The sequence below is a fragment of the Streptococcus halichoeri genome (assembly GCF_009870755.1).
Taxonomy (GTDB): Bacteria; Bacillota; Bacilli; order Lactobacillales; family Streptococcaceae; genus Streptococcus; species Streptococcus halichoeri.
The window spans coordinates 1-19817 of record NZ_WLZU01000007.1 but is presented as its reverse complement, the minus strand read 5'-3'; the positions used below and the strand labels follow the sequence as shown (position 1 = coordinate 19817).

The following is a 19817-nucleotide window of genomic DNA, read 5'->3' as shown; positions in this document are numbered from 1 at the left end:
GGAGGAGGTGCTTATTATTAAAGGTGAAGTATCAAAAAAAGATTTGATTAGAGAAATTGAAAAAGCTATTAAAAGTGATGAATTAGGAGCATTTATTGGAGCAGGACTATCAATTCCTGCCGGATTTTGTAGTTGGAAAGAACTTCTAAAAGAACCTGCAGAAGAAATTGGACTAGATGTTGAAAAAGAAAATGATTTGGTTAACTTGGCTCAGTATTATTCTAATTCAAAAAAAAGAACATCGATAGATGACTTGATCAAGGGTCAATTTTCTCAATTAGTAAAACCTACTGAAAACCATAAATTATTATCACAGTTACCGATTTTCACTTTTTGGACAACTAATTATGATAAGTTAATTGAAAAAGCTTTAGAAGATAATATGAAAAAGCCTTATGTAAAAACAAAGGATGAACAATTAAGAGGTACAAATCATGATTTTGATGCAATAGTATATAAATTGCATGGCGATGTAGAATCTCCTGAAGACGCAGTACTAACAAGAAGTGATTATGAAGAATTTGGATATAACAAAAGAAAATTATTCAGAGAAGTTTTAGAAGGAGATTTGCTTACCAAGACATTTCTATTTTTAGGATTTAGTTTTGAAGATCCAAACTTTAACTATGTAATTGGAAGATTAAGGGTATTGCTCGATGAAAAGAATACAAGAAAGCATTATTGTATTATGAAAAGAGTCCAAGATACTGATGAGGATTATGAATACAAAAAAGTAAAACAGGAGCTACAAATTGAAGATTTAAATAGATATGGTATTTTTACATATTTAGTAAATAGATATGATGAAATTACCGAATTATTAAGCACTCTTGTCGATAGATTTAGAAGGAAAACAATATTTATTTCAGGCAGTGCATACAATTATCCGGGTTATTCTCATGAAACCGCTCAAAATTTTATTCATAAATTATCTTTTGAACTATCGAAGAATGGTTATCGCATTGTTAATGGATATGGAAAAGGTGTAGGAGAATTTATATTAAATGGTGTTGCAGATTTTTGTTTGACTCACAAAGCAAAAATAAATGATTTTTTGACGCTTATGCCTTTTCCTCAAAATAGTTCATTAGAAATAGATTTAGATACCTTGTATAAAGAAAATAGAGAGCAGATGATTGAAAATTGTGGCATAGCAATATTTGTTTTTGGAAATAATGAAACAGAAAATATTGCAAGTGGAGTTATGGACGAATATGAGTTATCTAAAGAGCATGGATTAGTATGTTTGCCTATTGAAAATACTGGTGGGGCATCTAAAGAAATATATGATAAAACAACTCAAGAAATTTCAGATAAAAATACAATAAGCGCAATTGAACAGGCAAATAAACAATGCGATGGAGATATTGATATATCTGTTAAAAACATAGTGCAAGCAGTTAAAATATTAAATAAGGAGGATTTTTAAATGTCAAAAAGGCAAGTATTTTTCAGTTTTCATTATGACAATGATAATTGGAGAGCAGGACAGGTACGCAATATGGGAAAGGTGGATAGCAGCTCTACTTTTTCTGATAATGATTGGGAGGAAGTAAAAGAAAAAACAGACAGTAAAATCAAAGAATGGATTGATGAACAATTAAATAAGCGTTCATGTTTAGTGGTTTTAATCGGAGAAAAGACTGCAAATAGAAAATGGATAAATTATGAAATTAAAAAAGCATATGAGTTAAATAAAGGAATTGTAGGAATCTATATTCATAAATTAGAGAATTCATCAGGTGAACAAGATGATAAGGGAAATAATCCATTTGATTATTTGACATTAGAAGGAGAGAAACTTTCTAAGTATGTTAAATGTTTTGATTCGAGTTATGCATCAAGTAAATATGTTTACAATGATATTAAGGATAACATAGAAGATTTGATCGAATATGGCATTGAGCACAAACCGTCTACTTGGTAATAAATGAGAGTGGAGAGAAAAATTATCTCTCCATCTCCTTATCCATATAAATTCCATAGTTCTTTCGTATTTGATAAAGCTCGTCCATAGTAGATTTTGTAGAAGAATACTCTTGCATTAGGGTATTCTTTTTTTCTTGCAATTTATCAAGTTTATCTAAAATACCCTTTGAATCAGGAAGCTTTGAATAGGACTTTTTAAGTTTTGCAAGAGCCGTTTCATAGCATGTGATTTCAGCCTTATGCTCCTCAAAAAATGCCTTATCGGATGGATTTGCTTTATATTCTTTGTAGTAGGCTCGATATTTTTTAACAGTATGAACTTGTTCCATCGTATCAGAAAGTAGCTGCATATCCTTATCAATTTCCTTGATTTTATCTTGTAAGTTCTGTCTTTCTTCAGCACTTTTCTTGATGTATTCATCAAGCTGTTTAACGGAGTTAATGCCATGTTCTCTGATGAAAATAACCGACTCAGCCATTGTATTTAAGTTATGTTTTGTTGCCCAGTATTCATAGCCTTTGCTCTCTTTCACTTTGGCATTGGTATTCATATTGATGACATTTCCGATTCGTTTTTTGATAGGTGGAGTTTTAATCATTTGATTTTCTGTAATACGATTTTTTAATCTTTCTTCTGTATAGTCCTCACCAATCGTCTTAGCTCTGGTAAATCTCTGCTTATCTTTTGGCTTAAAGGCTATATGTTTTCCATACTTTATTTCATAACCAAGTTCCGCCATCTTCTTTAGAAATTCTTCCCAATCCTTAGACTGTTTTATCAGACGATCAATATCAAATTGAAGTCTGCTTTTCCAAGAAGTGCCTTTCTTAGATTGCTCATTTTCATACCATGACTTACCATTCGTTTTGTACTTTCTCTTATAGCTCTCGTAGAACTCATCAATCACAGATAGGTTGTTTTCTTTGCATAGCTTATCGCTTTGATACCTGATTTGGTGGTAGCTTTTCTTGTTGGATTGGTAGCATTTACCCGTTACCATATTTACATTATTGAAGATGATATGATTATGGATATGACCTTTATCTATGTGGGTAGATAAGACATATTCGTACTCATCTTTTAATATCTTTTTACATAGTTCAAGACCGATTTGATGTGCAATTTCCGGACTTGTTTCTCCCGGTAAAAAAGGATTGAATAAGATGTCTTGCAAGAACAGTTCCGTTTGTTTCGACATCATTTCGTGTTCTTAGAAACTGGGTATGGGCAGTTTCCTGATGGCATTTATGAGTGCTTATTAAGATTTGCTTATCTGTTTTTTCTCCATTAACAATATATGAAATGGCAAGATTAAGGGTTGATTTTATAGGATGTATTTTTGTAATAGCCATAAAGTTTAATCACCTCCGGAAGTTCTGTTAAGAAGCAGAGAATGTATTTGCCACAACTCTTTTGAGAAATATTCAATCTGCTTTTTCATATCGTTTATATCGTCTTTATAGATTATGCCAGTGGAATTTACACGCTTTGCAATCTGATTGATATTGCTTGTAGCATTGGAAAGTAATCCCTGTAAATCTCTAAACGGTTCTAAATCCACTTGATATATTTCCTTTTCTAGAACGCACTTGCGGATGAAATGACTCATATTTTTGCATTTCGCAAGTTTTCTTTTCTCCTCAAAAAGAATCTTTTCTTCTTCTGTCAATTTAATTTCAAGTCTTTCATTTCGTATTCTATTTGCCATAGGTAAATCCTCCTTTGAATGTATTTCGGGGTCTTAGGGTACACCCTAACAAGTTAAAAATTGATAAAAAAAGAAGCAGATCCCAAAGGGCTGCTTCATCAATTTTTTCGTAAGTGTCCGTACACTTACTGTGCTTGCTACGAAAGCTACAAAAGAATGTATTAGATAGCAAGCATTAAGCAAGTTTTGAATTTATTATTTGATTATATCATAAAAGAAAACTAATGTCATTGTGTGTACATTAATTAAAGAGAGGAATTTTGAAAAGGAGCGGACAGAATAAAATCTGTCTGCTTTTTACACTAAAAACTTAAAAAAAGGGTTGTTAAACAAGGATAAGTGATGTATTCTATTTTTATAGACGGTATCGTCGGTAACAAAAAGGAGGGAATAAGAATGTGTGCTGCGAAGAGATTAACTGAAGCTGAAAGAAAAAAAGAAATTATGAATTCAGCGGCTAAGGTAATCATGGAAAAAGGTTTTGAAAAGACAACCATGGAAGAAATTATTGCAGGAACAACTTTATCTAAGGGTGGTGTCTACCACTATTATGGAAGTGTTATCGAAATCTTCAAAGACATCATGATTTATGGAATTGAATATAGGAACGAAATAATAAAAGAACATTTGGGTGAATCTAAAAAGATTGTAACAAAGGAGTTTATGGCCAAGGAGGTTGTTACAAAGATGATTGACGATAATCCTTACATGCCTCTTTATATTGAGTTTCTAATTGCTAAAAAAAGAAATCCAGAGTTGAACACTCTCATGATAGAACTACAAGAACATACAAAAGAAAGTTTTAAAACAGTTATGAGTGAAGTTCCAAGATGGATATCTGACTCGGATAGGTTTCAATTGGTTACCGATTTTATCAACGCAATTATTCTGGCATCGGATGTCTTAGAAGCAAGAGAAAATTTTAAGCAAAATAGGAATCTTTTAGAAAAGATGCTTATTTATATATTTACTCAAGGAGAGGAGGAACAAAATGAAGGTCTATAAAAAATTATTTTCCTATGTACCGGATGAAAAGCTAAGTGGATATTTAGCAATTATAATATCTGGTGTTTCAGCTTTTTTTATGGTGTATGGCTACTATTACATATACCGATTTTTCAATGACATTGTAGTAAGTGGCAATTTTGAAAATGCAAGTGTTCATTCTATCAAAATTGTTATCTACCTAACCTTAAGTGCCTTGCTTTATCTTTTATCGGGATTAGCATCACACAAGTTAGCTTTTAGATTAGAGACGAATTTAAGAAAAAAGGGCATTGACGGACTGACGGATTCAAGTTTTCGTTTCTTCGATTTGAATTCATCAGGTTATATAAGAAAAACGATAGATGATAATGCAGCAAAAACGCATATGGCAGTTGCTCATATGCTTCCTGATAATATGCAGGCATTTTTAGTTCCGATTTTTGCCCTTTTATTGTCATTTATCATTAGTTTACGTGTGGGAGTTGTTATTATTACTCTATCTATTGTTAGCGGTCTTATCTTAAAAGGTATGATGGGTAATGGCGAGTTTATGAAATTATATCAAGATTCTCTTGGAAAACTCAGTAGCGAAACAGTGGAATATATAAGAGGAATGCAAGTAGTAAAAATATTTGGCAGCAAGCTTAAATCTTTTAAGGCACTTCATGAAGCGATTATGAATTATTCAAAATATGCATACAACTATTCGATTTCTTGTAAAAAGCCTTATGTTATTTATCAGCTTATATTTTTAGGATTGATTGCAATCATCACAATTCCGTTAAGCTTCTTCTTGTCTAATTTAAGTGATCCTAAGATGGTGGCTGTAGAACTCATTACGATTTTCTTTTTAAGTGGTGTAATGATGGTTTCCTTTATGAAAATCATGTGGGCAGGGCAAAATATATTTACGGCAAATTATGCAGTTGATAATTTGGAAAAACTTTATAGCCAAATGCAAGAAGACAAGCTTTCTTATGGTAAGAGAACACATTTTGAAAACTCAAACATTGAATTTGACAATGTGAGTTTCTCTTATGGAGAGAATAAAGTTTTAGAAAATTTGTCTTTATCTTTACCGGAGAAAAAGACTTATGCACTAGTGGGTCATTCTGGTTCAGGTAAATCGACGATTGCTAATCTTCTATCAGGATTTTATAAAGTAGATAGCGGTAGCATCAAAATTGGTGGTCATTCACTGGAAGAGTATACAAAAGAAGCAATTATAAAAAACATTTCTTTTGTATTTCAAGATAGTAAGCTATTCAAAAAAACCATATATGAAAATGTTGCTTTAGCTGATGAAAATGCAAGTAGAGAAGAAGTGATGCAGGCAATGAGTCTTGCAGGCTGTGATGAAATAATCTCTAAGTTTAAGGATAAAGAAAATACCATTATAGGTACTAAAGGAGTTTATCTATCAGGTGGTGAGAAACAAAGAATTGCCATAGCTAGAGCAATACTTAAAAAATCACCAATTGTCATTATGGATGAAGCAAGTGCTTCTATTGATGCGGACAATGAATATGAACTTCAAAAAGCCTTTAAGAATCTTATGAAGGATAAAACCGTCATTATGATTGCTCATAGAATAACAAGTATCACTAATGTCGATGAAATACTTGTCTTAGAACATGGCAAAGTTATGGAAAGAGGAGATAACAAAACATTAAGAGAAAAACAAGGCTTATACAGTAGACTTGTAAGTCTATATGAAACTGCAAATGATTGGAGGGTGTCAAATGAAGAATTATTATAAAAAACGTTATTCTTTGTCTGAACAAGGTGCAAAGAATTTAACAAAAGCGACTTGGTTTTGTTTTTTGACGTATCTGATTAATTTAGCACCGATGTTTATTTTAATGGCACTTTTAAATCAGCTTATTTTAGGTAATGTCACAGATACTTGGTATTATATCGCTATTGCTGTACTTACTTTAGGTGTGATGTATGTCCTTTTATCAAATGAATATGTGAGCCTTTTCAATGTTACCTACAAAGAATCTGCTACATTAAGAAAGGGGATTGCAGAAAATTTAGCAGATCTTCCGATTGCTTACTTTTCTAAGCATAATCTATCCGATTTATCACAGACAATTATGTCTGATGTGGAAACAATTGAACATGCCATGAGTCATTCAGTACCTAAAGTAATTGGTATGTGGCTTTTTTTCCCACTGCTGGGACTTGCGATGTTTATTGGTAATTGGAAACTGGGACTCGCTGCGATTATTCCAACACTTTTAAGTTTTGCTGTTTTACCACTAGCCAAGAAAAAGGAAGTGTCTGCATATAGCAAGTATTTTAATGTTTTAAGAGATAACTCCGAAATGTTCCAAGAAACCATAGAATTACAACAGGAAATCAGTAGCTTTAATCAGTCTGCAAAGGTGAAAAAAGCCTTATATGAAAAAATGGAAGAAAGTGAGAAGATTCACTTTAAGGTTGAATTTGGATCAATGGCGGTTTTAGGGATATCAACACTTTTTTCTTACATCAGTGTTGCTGTAGTTATAGCTGTGGGCATTAACCTACTTATTCAAAATGAAATAAGTCTGTTATATCTAATTGGCTATATTATTGGAGCAATTAAAGTAAAAGAACTCTTTGATATTTCTAAAGAAGGAACAATTGAAATGTTTTACATCGAGCCAGCAGTAAGGCGTATCAAGGAGATGAAGAGTGCAGTTATTCAAGAGGGAGAAGATACAAGCTTTAATCATTACGACATCGAATTTAAAAATGTAGCCTTTGCCTATGATGAGGATACAAAGGTTTTAAAGGATGTAAGTTTTACAGCCAAGCAAGGTGAAGTGACAGCTCTTGTAGGTGAGTCCGGCTCAGGTAAAACGTCTATCCTAAGGCTAATATCTAGGCTTTATGACTATGATAGTGGAAGTATCTTAATTGATGGAAAAGATATTAAGCATATCTCTACTGATTCACTATTTAAAGATATTTCTATCGTTTTTCAGGATGTTACTTTATTTAATACAAGTATTTTAGAGAATATCCGTCTTGGTAGAGAAAATGCGACTGATGAGGAAGTAAAGGAAGCAGCTAAATTAGCAAATTGTATGGATTTTATTGACAAACTACCTCAGGGTTTTGATACAGCTATTGGTGAAAACGGATCAGAGTTATCAGGAGGGGAGAGACAAAGGCTATCTATTGCTAGAGCCTTCCTTAAGGATGCACCAATATTAATACTTGATGAAATTTCAGCAAGTCTTGATGTTGATAATGAAAAGAAAATCCAAGATAGCTTGAATATGCTAATCAAGAATAAGACCGTCATTATTATTTCGCATAGACTAAAATCCATTGAGAATGTCGATAAGATTGTTGTTATTGAAAATGGTTTGGTTGAAAAAGAGGGAATTCATGAAGAATTAAAAGAAATATCAAAGGTATATAAAAACTTAATTCAAAAAACAAAATTAGCAGAAGAATTTAGCTATTAGGAGGAAGAAAATGAAAGAAAAGAAGCTAAAAATCAAAGATTTAGTAACCATCGGTGTGTTTGCTGTAATCTATTTTGTGGTGATGTTTGGGGCAGGAATGATTGGTATGGTGCCGATTTTATTCTTAATCTACCCTACAATACTTGGTATTGTAACAGGAACAATTATCATGCTCTTTATGGCAAAAGTACAAAAGCCTTGGGGCTTATTCATACTAGGAATACTTTCGCCATTACTGATGTTTGCCATGGGACACACCTATATAATAGCAGTCCATGCTGTTGTTGTTATGTTTATCGCTGAAATGATCAGAAGAGCAGGTGGATACAATTCTTTTAAATACAATATGATAGCTTTTGCTGTTTTCAATACATGGATTTGTGGTTCTTTAATGCAAATGCTCTGGGCAAAGAAAAAATATATTGAATTATCAATGATGATGGGCAAAGAATATGTAGATGCATTAGAAAAGTTAATCACCTATCCACATATGGTATTAGTGTATTTGGGTGCTATTGTTGGTGGAATTATCGGAGCATATATAGGAAAGGCTCTCCTTAAGAAACACTTTAAGAAAGCAGGTATTGTTTAATGTGGGCTGTTAAAAGCAGCAGATTAAATCCAAATCCCATAACGAAGTTTTTCGTTGTGGGGTTATTGGGTTTAACTGTTGTACATTCTATTAACCCTGTTTTTGAATGGACAGTAATATTTATTATTTCCATAATGTATTTAATAAATGGATTTAGAAAAGATCTAGTAAAAAATATCGTAGTCTTTGGTATTTTGTTTCTTGCACCGAATTTTAAGGTATTAGCTCAGTTACCGTTCATAATAAAGATGTTTTTTTCTTTGATTTTCGTGCTTCGTATGTTTTATATTCCATATGCTGCAGGGAAATTTTTAATTAAAACATCAGATGTTGGAAGTATTATTTCATCTATGGATGTCTTAAAGATTCCAAATGTTATATCCGTTCCTGTAGCAGTGATGTTTCGATTTTTTCCGTCTTTTGTGGAAGAAAAGAATAATATCAAAATGGCAATGAAAATAAGGGGGATAGAGACAAAAAATCCTTTGAAATACTTAGAGTATGTAGCTGTACCTCTTTTAATTATTTCATCTAATATCGCTGATGACATATCCAAGGCGGCAGAAACAAAATGTATTGCAAATCCCATAAAGAAAACAAGATATATTACTGTGGGTGTAGGACTGATTGATTTCATCTATGGGCTAACGATGGCAGCAATAGTGATAGGAGGGTGGTTATGCTTGAAATAAAAGGCTTTTCTTTATCCTATGGGGGAAATAATGGAGTATTAGACGATATTTCCCTTAAAGCTCTCGATGGAGAATGTATTTTACTTACTGGTGAAAGTGGAAGTGGGAAATCTTCCATTATTAATTCAATCAATGGATTGGCTTTTGCCTATGAAAACGCCAGTAGTGAAGGAAGTATCAAAGTCAATAATAAAGAAATAAAAAACTTAGAACTATATGAAATATCCTTAGCTATTGCTAGTGTTTTTCAAAATCCAAAGACACATTTTTTTAATGTTAACACGACACTTGAACTCTTATTTTATTTAGAAAATATTGGACTAGCGAAAGAAGAGATGGATGTTCGTATGGAAGAAATGTTAAGAATTTTTCATATAGAGCATTTACTTGGACGTAGTATTTTTGAATTGTCCGGCGGTGAAAAGCAAATTTTATGTGTAGCTTCTTGCTACATCTCAGGGTGTAAAATCATAGTCCTTGATGAACCGTCATCAAACCTAGATGATAAGCATATTGATGTTCTAACAGAAATGCTGAAAATTCTAAAGGAAAAAAAGGTAACACTTATTCTTGCAGAGCATCGAATTTATTACCTAATGGATTTGGTTGATCATATTTATTTGATTCACCAAGGAAGGATAAATCAGGCTTTCAGTAAAGAAGAATTTTTATCTTTGCCAAGCGAATATTTACTTAGGTGTGGACTTCGTTCAAGACAAAAAACACCTTTAACTAAGAATCAAAGACCTCAAGGCAAGGACTTAATTATTCAAACGATGAAGATTGAGTTTGAAGATAAATGTGAACTAAGACTTAACAATGTATCTTTTGATTTGGGAAAGATTTATGGCATTGTTGGTAGAAATGGGTGTGGCAAGTCAACTTTTTTACGTGTAATGACAGGACTCAACAAAAAAGATAAAAATGAAATTGTTTTTGAAGGTCGAAAACTAAGCAAAAAAGAAAGAATCAAAAACTCAGCCCTAGTCATGCAAGACGTAAATCATCAACTTTTTACTGATTCTGTTGAGGAAGAATTAAAACTTGGCGTTAGGGATTTAAGTCAAGAAAAAATAGAACGAGTTCTTTTAGGTCTTGGACTTAGTAAATTAAAGGACAGGCATCCCATGAGCTTATCAGGTGGGCAAAAACAAAGAGTGGCAATTGCTTCTGTTTTGTGTAAAGATTCCCGATTTGTATACTTTGATGAACCGACAAGTGGCATGGATTATAACAATATGCTGAAAATTTCAAAATTGATAAAGGAAATGAAAACAGAAAATAACATCATATTTATTGTTTCTCACGATATTGAATTTCTAAATGCAACAACTGATTATATCCTTTACTTAGAGGACTTTCGAAGTTATAAATATCAAATATGAAGAATAACACATTAAAAATAGGGAGGTCGTTTATGAAGCAAGATATGAAAGAGCAATTATTAACCAAAAGACCAATAGATTTGTTGTTTCAATTGTCCATTCCGGCTGTTATCGGAATGATAGTTATTGGTCTTTATCCTTTAATGGATGGAATATTTGCAGGGAAAATTATAGGCCAAAATGCTATGACTGCTTGTGGCGTTGCTATGCCATTAACATTCTTTAATAGTGGAGTGTCCACACTTCTTGGTGTTGGATCGGCATCAGTTCTTTCAAGAGCAATTGGAAAAGGTGATCAAAAGACTGTAGATAAAATCATGGGAAATCTTATCTATTGGGTTGTGCTATTTTCGCTGATTATTACAATTGGGGGAATACTTCTTGCACCACATTTTTTGTCAATGGTTGGAGCTACAGGTGAAATAAAAGAGTTTGGTGTCAGATATTTGAGAGTTATTTTTATAGGTTCTCTGTTTGTAAACTTCACACAAAGTGCCAATATGGTTATGCGTGGGGAAGGGGTAATGAAAAAAGCTATGATGATTATGGGACTGGGAGCCTTGCTTAATATTGTGCTTGATCCAATTTTAATGATACTTATGGGAGAGCATGCGATTGAAGGTGCAGCCCTTGCCACAATAACAGCACAGTTTGTTCAAGCAGTAGTAACACTTTATTACTTTTTGAAAAAAAGTAAAGTTGTTAAGATCCATAAAATCAAATCTGATTCAGAAATAAAGAAGGATATATTTGGAGTAGGTGCATCAGCTATGATGATGCAGGTTCTTTTTATGATACAGCAGACAATGTTATACAAAATGGCATTTAAGTATGGTGGGGATCCTAATGGGATTTTAATGGCTGCATCACTTCGTATATATGCTTTTTCATTTATTCCTCTTTGGGGAATGAGTCAGGGTTTGCAACCTGTTGTTGGAACGAACTTTGGAGCAAAGCAATATGACAGAGTAAAACAGGCTATGAAAGTATTTTCTATAGGTGGGCTTGTTCTTGCAGCAGTTTTATGGATTCCATCCTTGTTGCTGTCAAGTCAGATACTTTCATTGTTTGGAGTAGAAGCAAATATTATTGCACAAGGAGTTGGCAACTTTAGATTATTCTATTCTGTGTTTATTCTATATGGTGTGATGGTCATGTCTATTACATTCTTTCAATCTATAGGAAATGGAAAAAAAGCAGGAATTATCGTTATGCTTAGACAACTGTTTCTGTTTGTTCCTGCCATGATTTTTCTCCCTATGTTTTTTGGCGTAAAAGCAGTGTGGTTTACACAGCCACTTGTAGATTTCATTATGATTATTGTTGGAATTTTAATGATGGTTGGAGAATTAAATAAGATGGGAAAAGAAAAGAAAATCAATTAAAAAATCGTTGATAAAAGTAGATATATGGCTGTAAGAAAGGCGGAAGTAAGAGATGGATATTTAAATGTTGGAGGGACATAAAATATGAAAAAGTCTTTATATCTAATATCGAAAAATAGAAAGAACATTTTTATACCTTTTTTCGGTTTGCTTTATAGCAGTTAATGGATTAGCAGATTATATCGAAAAATTAAATATTTTTTGTGAAAGAGGAAGTTTCTTTCATTTCAGAGGACTTACTACGTTTAGATGTAGAAGTCCTCCTTTTTTTTGTCCCAAAACACGCAGACAAAAAAGAGATGGAGGAAATAAAATGCCAAAAGAATATTATCTTTATGTCAATGGACAAAAAATTAAAGTCAGCGAGCAGATATATAAAGTCTACTGGCGAGAGAGAACACGAAAGGTATTTAGAGCAGGTGGACAAGAAAAACCACTTGCTCTTTTTTTCAGTATTGGATCATGATGGACATTTTGTAGATAACATTGTCGATGAGAGTGTAGATGTAGAAAAACTGGTAGAAACACAGATGATGATTGAAGCAGTCAGAAATGCTATATCAAGACTCAATGCAGAAGAAAGAGATATTATTGAACGCCTATATTTCAATGATGAAACTGTTCGTTCAGTGGCAAAACTCAAAAGTATTACACACCCGGCTTTAATCAAAAGAAGAAACAAAATTCTTGAAAAACTGAAAAATTTCATCGAAGAACTTTAGCACTTCGGTAACCAAAGGGGTCAAATTTTCCTTATGTAAAGTGAAGGGGAGTTTGACCTTCTTTATTTTCTTCAATAAGAGATAGCCTGCTTATGGCAAATAGGAAAATGTAAAGAAAATAATCCCTTTCAAATATTGTTCTTTGACAATTGAATAGACCAAGGTAGGACTTTATCTACTTGTGGAGAATTATGACTTACGCCAAGACCTTTCTGCTGAAATAAATTTTGGTTTCATGAATACTGGACTTCGCCAAGGAAACAAGAAAGCGAGCGATAAATAAGAATACATAAAAAACAGAAGTGGCAATCTGTTCAATGATACAAGTAGTGATAATGATACTTCAATAGTTTAAGCCGGCTCGTCTGTAATAAGGGGCGGAGGTGAGATTCCTATGTTGCTGCCAAGCACCTACCAATGTCATAAAACTTAGTGAGAAAAATTATATTTTATTATAGAAACTTTAAAACAGAGGAGGTGTATTAGTGGATAATGACTGGAATGGATTGGCAGATTTAATTGCAAATCTAATTACAAAGTATGCTGGAGTTTTAGATTTAGATAATCTTCCTAATCCAACTCCAGTAAAAAATATAGAAGATAAAAATGGTTTTGACATGGCAAAAACACGGATTGAGAAAAAGTAATAAAAGTACTATAATATACTTGATATATAAGTCCAAACTTAAATGAAAAAATATAAAGATATAAAAAGGATATTGAGGTTAATGCTATGTCAAAAGAAAAAATAAAAGTATACCTCTACACAAGAGTATCTACATCAATACAGATAGATGGCTATTCTTTAGAGGCACAAAAATCAAGAATGAAAGCTTTTGCTCTTTATAATGACTATGAAATTGTTGGAGAATATGAAGATGCGGGTAAGTCTGGAAAATCTATAGAAGGAAGAGTTCAGTTTACTCGTATGATGGAAGATATAAAATCCGGAAAGGATGGAGTATCTTTTGTTCTTGTATTCAAGTTATCGAGATTTGCAAGAAATGCTGCTGATGTACTTTCGACTTTACAAATAATGCAAGATTTTGGAGTAAATCTTATTTGCGTTGAAGATGGAATCGATTCATCTAAAGATGCTGGTAAATTGATGATTTCTGTTTTGTCAGCTGTGGCTGAAATAGAAAGAGAAAACATTCGTGTCCAAACAATGGAAGGTCGTATTCAAAAGGCAAGAGAAGGTAAATGGAACGGTGGATTTGCTCCGTATGGTTATCAACTTATTGATGGAAAATTGATAATCAATGAGGAAGAAGCAATTGCAATAAGAACTATTTTTGACCAGTATGTAAATACAAGTATTGGAGCGAATGGTCTTTCTAAATATTTAGAAAATCATGGTATAAGGAAAATACCAAGACAAAATGGAAAGAATCCTTTGTTTGATGCCGGTCTTATAAGAAAGATATTAAAGAATCCTGTATATAATGGGAAAATAGCATTTGGAAGAAGAACTTTAGAAAAAGTTCATGGCACAAGAAATGAATACAGACAAGTAGAGCAGGACGATTATTTAGTAGCGGAAGGTATTCATGAAGCAATAATCCCAGATGAATTATGGCAGGCTGCACAAGTGAAACTGAAAGCACAAGCTAAAAAGTATGAACATGTGAATAAGGGCAAGAACATGAGGACGCACTTATTATCAGGAATAGTAAAGTGTCCAATATGTGGAGCTGGAATGTTTGGGAACAAATCCATAAAATATAAAAAAGATGGGACAAAGTATAAAGACTTCTATTACTATGGTTGTAAACATAGGCAGATGAATAGAGGACATAAATGTACTTTTAATAAGCAGATTAGAGAGGAACTGTTAGATGATGCCGTATCGGAAGTGATAATAAAATTAGTGAGTAATCCTAAATTTGCAGCTATGATGCAAGAAAAAATTAACATGAAAGTTGATACATCAGCTATCGAAAATGAGATAGATAATTATCAAAAGGAGCTAAGGAAAAGTCATTCAACAAAATTTAAGATCATTGAAGAAATAGATAATTTAGATGTTGATGATAAGCACTATAAAAGAAGAAAAGCCGATTTAGACGATAGGCTTTATCGAATGTATGATAAGATAGAAGAATTGGAAGTTCAATTAATAGAAGCTAAAACAAAGAAAGAAACTATAGAAGCAGAAAAACTGACTGGTGATAATATATATAAAGTATTGATTTATTTTGATAAACTATATAAAGTTATGGATGATGTCGAACGCAGACAACTTATAGAAGCTCTTATTTCAGAAATCCAAATCTATGAAGAGAAACAGTCAAATGGACAATTGCTAAAATCAATTATTCTTAAACTTCCTATCATAGATGAAGACCTGAATATAAGTTTGGACAATGATAAGCAAGTTGAATGATGCTATCCCCTTTTTTGACCAGCTGATTATTGATGAGTTTATTAATTGTGATTGGATTATTGCTAGTTGATTGGATTGAAGCGATGACTTTAGTTGGTCTAATCTCCCCTCTTGACGTGACGGTTACCTCTTTTTGGGCCAAGAGAGAAAAAAACAGAAGAAAACTCACCAATAAAGCGAAGGGAATTATCAAGAGTGTCGCAAAATTATGGTAACGTCGCTGATAAAATTCAGCACTTTTAAACAAATTGGGGTTCATGATAATGCTCCTTACTTGCTAAATAAATGATGGTAAAAACCTTGTTTAGCCATTAATTCTTTATGTGAACCAATCTCAATAATCTTCCCCTGATCAAGGACAATGACTTGGTTGGTTCGCTCCGCTATACTGAGCCGGTGCGCGACAAAGATAATGGTCTTATCTGCCATGGCCATAAGGTTATCAATGACTTTTTTCTCAGTCAGCACATCAAGCCCACTGGTTGCTTCATCAAGGATCAAAACAGGTGCTTTGGTTAAAAGAGCTCTAGCAAGGGCAATTCGTTGCTTTTGTCCTCCAGAAAGTCCAGCTCCATCAGAAAGTTCTGTGTGATAGCCCATCGGCATCTGTTCGATGTCTTTTCTAATTTCTGCCAGGTCACATGCTTTTAGAATATCCTCTTGGCTAATCGCTTGATTAGCACCAAGTGTCAGATTTTCCAAGATTGAACCACTAAAGATATAGGCTTGTTGAGGAAGATAGTTGATGTGTTGCCGCAAAATCTTTTTATCTATTAGTTTAAGATCGTGCTGCTTGAGGGCAATTCGTCCCTTGTAAGGCTCAAAGAAATTGACAATTATTTTTGCTAATGTTGTCTTACCCGAGCCACTAATACCGACTAGACTGACCTTGTCTCCTTTTTTAATGGTTAACTGGATGTCAGATAAGGTATCAGGCCCAAAACCATATTTATAGGACACACCTTCAAACTCTATATCGCCATGTAAGCATTGAGTGTTGGTCAATAGCTGTGCATCTTTGAATTCAGACTCAACGAGATAAACTTCATTAAGTCGGTTATTAGCCACCTTGGCAGATTGTAATTTAGTTTGTAGGTTGATGATATTTTCCAAAGGATTGGTAAAGTAAGATAACAGGGTATTAAAGGTGATGAGTTGTCCAATGGAGATTTCTCCTTTTATAACGCGTTGAGCTCCAAACCATAAGATAATAACGTTTAAAACCAGCTGTGCCCCTTGTTTGAGGCTACTTTGCAAAATAGAGTACTGGCTGAGTCTAAAGGACTTATCCAGGTAATCTACAAAGTCACTATCAATTTTCTGGTAACAACACTCTTCGCTAGTCAGTGATTTAATCGTTTCGATTCCATTAATATCTTCGATAATGGCTGAGCTGACCATGGAATTACTCTGCATGACAGCGTTATTCATCTTCTCAAAGGGCTTCATAAAGGTAAAAATGATAATGATGTAAATAGGAACTGAAATCAGCGAGAGAAGAAAGAGATTGGTATTTTGTACGAGCAACGCACTGCCGACAATTATCAAAATAGAGACATCTAGAAAAAGAGACAGAATCGTCGAAGCAAGAGCATCAATAATTGAATTAGCATCTGTAAAACGCGAAATGACCTCACCAGTCCGTCTTGTCGCAAAGAAAGACATGGGTAGTTCGAAGATATGGCGAATATAGGACAAAATGACATCAATCGTTAGTCGTTGACTGAGGACAGTTAGAAGATAATCCCGTGAGAAACTCATCATCTGTTGCAGGATGTAGGTGATGATCAGGCCGATGGAGATAATGCCAAGGGTTGACTTCATCTGATTAGGAATGTAGTCATCTAAAATCCCTTGAAGGTAGTAAGAGCCGCCGATATTGATAAGTGTCACCAAAAGGCTAGCCAAGACGATATAAAAGATAAGCGAGCGTTGCCTGAAAATTAAGGGGAGAAAGCTCATCAAACCATTCTTTTTATCCTTATGAGGCTTGTAGCTAGGCTCTGGCGCAAGAAACATAGCAACACCAGTCCACTCAGACGCAAACCGCTCTTTGGTCATCTTGGTTATTTTGACCGTGGGGTCAGGGTCACCAATGATGAGATGGTCTTTTTTGTTTTGATAGACAACATAGTAGTGTTGGAGTTTTCCGTCTTTATTGACGTGAACGATGAAAGGATAAGGTACATCATCCATATCAAAAAGGGTCATGTCTGCCTGGATGGGTCGTGTTTCAAATCCCATTTTCTTTGCGGCCTTAACAATGCCAAGTGCAGTTGTCCCCTCCTTAGTCGTCTTAGCCAGTTCTCTTAAGTGTGCTAGTGAATAATCAGAGCCATAAAACTTAGCAATAGAAGCTAGTGCAGCCACTCCGCAGTCTCTAGCATCGATTTGAGGAACAAAAGTACGTTTGTATGATGTCATTTAATATACCCTTTCAGTAAATTACAGATTCATTATGGCAAAACAACTGATAAAAAAATCGTAAATTCTTAAATGGTATCTATAATACCCTGAATGGTATGTTTGACTGTAAAAAAATGCGAGCAATCGCTTGAATTGGAGTCGTTTTCTTCTCTAAAATGCTTCAAAGTACATTTCAGGATGAAAATCATACATTTGAAGATTCTGAGGTAATAATCTCTTTTCTCGTGCTATGCTAAACTTGTCCAGGTTGCAACTGGACAAAATAAAAAAATTCACATCATGTAGAATGTATTCGTCATGAATCCAAAAACAATGAAACAATTCAACACACTTAATGCTGATGTTCTAGCGACCGTAGAAGGTGGTGTTGGATATACTTGGGCATGTTTGGATGGCAAATCTAGCCATTGGCACTTATTTAGGTCTACAGCAAAAAGACAATATGAAAGCATCTATAAACATTTCAGGTGCAACCTGTGCCATTTTCCATGCTTAATAGCTAGTTGCTGGCTTTCCTTATTTGGAGTTTTAGGCTATCGAATAGGGAGAGTTTACTAATATCAGGAAGTAAGATTATGAAATTATTACTCAGTAAGATTTCCAAGAGCTACGGCTCAAGGACCATTATCCATCAGGTTTTCGCTCAGTTTACGCCAGGCCTGTATGGAATCTTGGGAGCAAATGGGACCGAAAAAAACGACTCTTCTCAATTTGATTAGTCACTTTACGCGTCCTGATGAGGGACAGATTTTGCTGGATGATCAAGTGCAATCAACTGATTTTTATCAGTATATCGGTTTTTTGCCCCAGCACTTTAGCTATTACGAAAATTTTACTGGCCTAAATTTTCTACTCTACATGGCAACCTTAAAGGGCATGCCCAAAAGACAAGCTCAAAAAGAGGCTGATCACTTGCTCCAGCTCGTTGGTCTAAACGATGTTCGTTACAAGAGGATTGCTTCTTATTCTGGTGGTATGAAGCAGCGTCTAGGTATTGCCCAAGCTTTGCTAAACGATTCTAAAATTCTGATTTTGGACGAGCCGACAGTTGATCTTGACCCCAAGGAACGGGTTAAGTTTCGCAATATCATCAATGACTTATCTGCTCACAAGATTATCCTCTTGTCCACTCATATCGTCTCTGACGTGGAGACCATCGCTAAGGAAATCATTATTTTGAAAAATGGGCAATTTCTCCAGAAAGGCAACAGCCAAGAACTACTTGCGACTATGTCTGGTAAGGTTTGGGAGTTTCCTGTGCCTGACGGTTCCTATCTAAACAGCGGTGAGCATTATGTTGTGGTCAATGAGAAATTAACCTCATCTGACCGTGTTTTGCGTATGGTCAGCGACGAACGACCAAACCAGCAAGTTCAATCGGTGCAACCAACTTTGGAAGAGCTCTATATTTATCACTTTAGAGAGGAGTAAGCCTCATGGGAACTATTTTATCTTTCAATCAACCCGATTAAATTTGTGGTATGCTTAAGATATTCCATAGGTCACTTTCTAAGGTGAATTTGAACGCTTTTCATTATAAGTCAGAGGGAATTTTTTCAAACAATCAAAAAGCTCTATAATTTCTGTCGTGGGTAAGCTCACTTTGGCTATTGTAGAGTTTTTTTGTGTGTCTTGAATTACAATATAAGTGGCCCAGGGTCGGGTCAACCAACTGTAATGGGAAACTTATGACCAAGCCAGAAAAGAGGAGACAAAAGGCGTCTTGTATTTAAATCAAAGCAAATCAAAGCAAATCATTGTTTCGCACCTACGGAGCGAAACGAACTAAAGCCACTAATAAAGAGAGGCTCCATAAGGCCAGTTGCGGTCTTATGGAGCCTCTACAGAAATAATAGAGCTTTCCCAAAAGAAGTTTGTCTTTAATTAAATGTGTGAGCAAGTTATTTTGAAAGTATTGTTACGAGTCAGCTATTTTCGCAAGTTGTCAAGTCAAGTGCAACAAAAAAGACATGTTCGTCTGATATACTAGAATTCCCCAATTCAGTATGGAAAGCAGATGAACATGTCCAACATTAATTCTACCAGAAAATCATCCTATTCTCATCTTTCAGCCACAGAACGGGGTGAAATTGCTGCTTATCTCAAAATGGGAAAGAAACCCGTTGAGATTGCTCGACT

13 protein-coding genes and 5 pseudogenes are annotated in these 19817 nt (G+C 34.2%); 14 read left to right on the top strand and 4 right to left on the bottom strand.

Going from position 1 to position 19817, the window contains the following annotated elements; genetic code table 11:
• The first annotated feature begins 7 nt into the window (after positions 1-7).
• Both GWD08_RS03055 and GWD08_RS03050 read left to right on the top strand, forming a co-directional pair.
• A complete protein-coding gene (locus tag GWD08_RS03055; protein ID WP_159564152.1) occupies positions 8-1429 on the top strand; it encodes an SIR2 family protein in 1422 nt (473 codons plus the stop codon).
• Positions 1430-1927 (top strand): TIR domain-containing protein, encoded by a 498-nt coding sequence (locus GWD08_RS03050; RefSeq protein WP_016182935.1) that lies wholly within the window; start codon positions 1430-1432, stop codon positions 1925-1927.
• Positions 1928-1949: 22 nt separating this feature from the next.
• Here GWD08_RS03050 and GWD08_RS03045 read toward each other — a convergent pair.
• Positions 1950-3282: pseudogene (locus GWD08_RS03045) on the bottom strand (relaxase/mobilization nuclease domain-containing protein).
• 5 nt (positions 3283-3287) lie between these two features.
• Positions 3288-3638 carry a plasmid mobilization protein gene (locus GWD08_RS03040; RefSeq protein WP_159564151.1) on the bottom strand — a complete coding sequence of 117 codons (351 nt, stop codon included), beginning with the start codon at positions 3636-3638 and terminating at the stop codon, positions 3288-3290.
• A 396-nt stretch (positions 3639-4034) separates the two neighbouring features.
• Between GWD08_RS03040 and GWD08_RS03035 the strand changes: the two genes are divergently transcribed.
• The 10 genes and pseudogenes from GWD08_RS03035 (at position 4035) to GWD08_RS02990 (ending at position 15251) form a co-directional block, all read left to right on the top strand.
• Positions 4035-4643: a TetR/AcrR family transcriptional regulator gene (locus tag GWD08_RS03035; RefSeq protein WP_159564203.1), complete on the top strand. Its 609-nt coding sequence runs from the start codon at positions 4035-4037 to the stop codon at positions 4641-4643.
• A complete protein-coding gene (locus GWD08_RS03030; RefSeq protein ID WP_159564150.1) occupies positions 4630-6384 on the top strand; it encodes an ABC transporter ATP-binding protein in 1755 nt (584 codons plus the stop codon). Before GWD08_RS03035 ends, GWD08_RS03030 begins: the two co-directional genes overlap by 14 nt.
• Positions 6368-8089, top strand: coding sequence for an ABC transporter ATP-binding protein (locus tag GWD08_RS03025; RefSeq protein WP_159564149.1), 1722 nt, complete (start codon positions 6368-6370; stop codon positions 8087-8089). Before GWD08_RS03030 ends, GWD08_RS03025 begins: the two co-directional genes overlap by 17 nt.
• Before the next feature lie 10 nt (positions 8090-8099).
• Positions 8100-8681, top strand: coding sequence for an MptD family putative ECF transporter S component (locus GWD08_RS03020; RefSeq protein ID WP_159564148.1), 582 nt, complete (start codon positions 8100-8102; stop codon positions 8679-8681).
• A complete protein-coding gene (locus tag GWD08_RS03015; RefSeq protein WP_159564147.1) occupies positions 8681-9373 on the top strand; it encodes an energy-coupling factor transporter transmembrane component T in 693 nt (230 codons plus the stop codon). Before GWD08_RS03020 ends, GWD08_RS03015 begins: the two co-directional genes overlap by 1 nt.
• Positions 9361-10758: an ABC transporter ATP-binding protein gene (locus GWD08_RS03010; RefSeq protein WP_159564146.1), complete on the top strand. Its 1398-nt coding sequence runs from the start codon at positions 9361-9363 to the stop codon at positions 10756-10758. The genes GWD08_RS03015 and GWD08_RS03010 overlap by 13 nt, the downstream gene beginning before the upstream one ends.
• Before the next feature lie 32 nt (positions 10759-10790).
• Positions 10791-12143 (top strand): MATE family efflux transporter, encoded by a 1353-nt coding sequence (locus tag GWD08_RS03005; protein ID WP_159564145.1) that lies wholly within the window; start codon positions 10791-10793, stop codon positions 12141-12143.
• A 313-nt stretch (positions 12144-12456) separates the two neighbouring features.
• Positions 12457-12865 (top strand): annotated as a pseudogene (locus tag GWD08_RS03000) (sigma-70 RNA polymerase sigma factor region 4 domain-containing protein).
• 485 nt (positions 12866-13350) lie between these two features.
• Positions 13351-13512, top strand: coding sequence for a hypothetical protein (locus tag GWD08_RS02995; RefSeq protein WP_159564144.1), 162 nt, complete (start codon positions 13351-13353; stop codon positions 13510-13512).
• An 86-nt stretch (positions 13513-13598) separates the two neighbouring features.
• Positions 13599-15251 (top strand): recombinase family protein, encoded by a 1653-nt coding sequence (locus GWD08_RS02990; RefSeq protein WP_159564143.1) that lies wholly within the window; start codon positions 13599-13601, stop codon positions 15249-15251.
• Here GWD08_RS02990 and GWD08_RS08730 read toward each other — a convergent pair.
• A pseudogene (locus GWD08_RS08730) lies at positions 15244-15510 on the bottom strand (bacteriocin secretion accessory protein); the annotation flags it as partial. The gene GWD08_RS02990 and the pseudogene GWD08_RS08730 overlap by 8 nt on opposite strands.
• 11 nt (positions 15511-15521) lie before the next feature.
• Positions 15522-17675 (bottom strand): peptide cleavage/export ABC transporter, encoded by a 2154-nt coding sequence (locus tag GWD08_RS02980; protein WP_159564141.1) that lies wholly within the window; start codon positions 17673-17675, stop codon positions 15522-15524.
• Between the two features lie 578 nt (positions 17676-18253).
• Between GWD08_RS02980 and GWD08_RS02975 the strand changes: the two are divergent.
• Positions 18254-19109, top strand: a pseudogene (locus GWD08_RS02975) (ATP-binding cassette domain-containing protein).
• Positions 19110-19701: 592 nt separating this feature from the next.
• A pseudogene (locus GWD08_RS02970) lies at positions 19702-19817 on the top strand (IS30 family transposase); the annotation flags it as partial.

Excerpts from the sequence above, each read along its gene's own strand:
- GWD08_RS03015 (WP_159564147.1), top strand. The coding sequence starts at position 8,681 with ATGTGGGCTGTTAAAAGCAGCAGATTAAATCCAAATCCCATAACGAAG.
- GWD08_RS03010 (WP_159564146.1), top strand. The coding sequence starts at position 9,361 with ATGCTTGAAATAAAAGGCTTTTCTTTATCCTATGGGGGAAATAATGGA.
- GWD08_RS03025 (WP_159564149.1), top strand. The coding sequence starts at position 6,368 with ATGAAGAATTATTATAAAAAACGTTATTCTTTGTCTGAACAAGGTGCA.
- GWD08_RS02990 (WP_159564143.1), top strand. The coding sequence starts at position 13,599 with ATGTCAAAAGAAAAAATAAAAGTATACCTCTACACAAGAGTATCTACA.
- GWD08_RS03020 (WP_159564148.1), top strand. The coding sequence starts at position 8,100 with ATGAAAGAAAAGAAGCTAAAAATCAAAGATTTAGTAACCATCGGTGTG.
- GWD08_RS03050 (WP_016182935.1), top strand. The coding sequence starts at position 1,430 with ATGTCAAAAAGGCAAGTATTTTTCAGTTTTCATTATGACAATGATAAT.
- GWD08_RS02980 (WP_159564141.1), bottom strand. The coding sequence starts at position 17,675 with ATGACATCATACAAACGTACTTTTGTTCCTCAAATCGATGCTAGAGAC.
- GWD08_RS03035 (WP_159564203.1), top strand. The coding sequence starts at position 4,035 with ATGTGTGCTGCGAAGAGATTAACTGAAGCTGAAAGAAAAAAAGAAATT.
- GWD08_RS03005 (WP_159564145.1), top strand. The coding sequence starts at position 10,791 with ATGAAGCAAGATATGAAAGAGCAATTATTAACCAAAAGACCAATAGAT.
- GWD08_RS03030 (WP_159564150.1), top strand. The coding sequence starts at position 4,630 with ATGAAGGTCTATAAAAAATTATTTTCCTATGTACCGGATGAAAAGCTA.
- GWD08_RS03040 (WP_159564151.1), bottom strand. The coding sequence starts at position 3,638 with ATGGCAAATAGAATACGAAATGAAAGACTTGAAATTAAATTGACAGAA.